Origin of the sequence: Paracoccus sp. SSK6 (assembly GCF_039770665.1) — a bacterium.
Classification (GTDB): Bacteria; Pseudomonadota; Alphaproteobacteria; order Rhodobacterales; family Rhodobacteraceae; genus Paracoccus.
Genome location: NZ_JBDPNJ010000109.1, coordinates 1 through 480, shown reverse-complemented (window position 1 = coordinate 480; position 480 = coordinate 1). Strand labels below are relative to the sequence as shown.

Annotated in this window: 1 protein-coding gene; it reads right to left on the bottom strand. The window is 66.0% G+C overall.

The annotated features are described in order from the left end of the window. A partial coding sequence (locus tag AAIL68_RS17615) for a transposase (RefSeq protein ID WP_347141079.1) occupies positions 1-480 on the bottom strand: 480 nt, incomplete at both ends.

Sequence of the window (480 nt, the reverse complement as noted above, 5' to 3'; positions counted from 1 at the left end):
CGGGGTGATGCCGCGTCTTGTGCCGCTGATCAGGACCTTGATGGTCTCCACGCCATGGCCGCGATAGCCGCGGTCCACCACAGCCAGAGCCGGCACCTGGTCAGTCAGGATGGCGACTTGCTCCAGTGCTGACGCCAGGGTGTGGCCATCGTATGGGTTGCCAGGAAAGCTCCGAGCACCAACCACAAAGCCCCCGCCGAGAGTGGTGGCGAGGCTGACCTTGGTGCCGAATTCGTATCGGACCCGCGCCTTGCCCTTGGAGATGCAGTCGACCTCCGGCTCGTGCAGGGCATAGATCTTGTTCTTGCCCTTCGGTGTCTGTTCGAGCAGGCGACCGACCAGCCAGAGCGCCTCCAGCACCCGTCCGCGCAGCGCGCCTTCGGGGATGTCCTGGAGGTAGCGGCGCAGGTCCCGGCGCACTCGGCCAACATAGCCCTTGAGCTGGCGCAGGGCCTTGCGCATGCGCTTGAACTGCCGGGC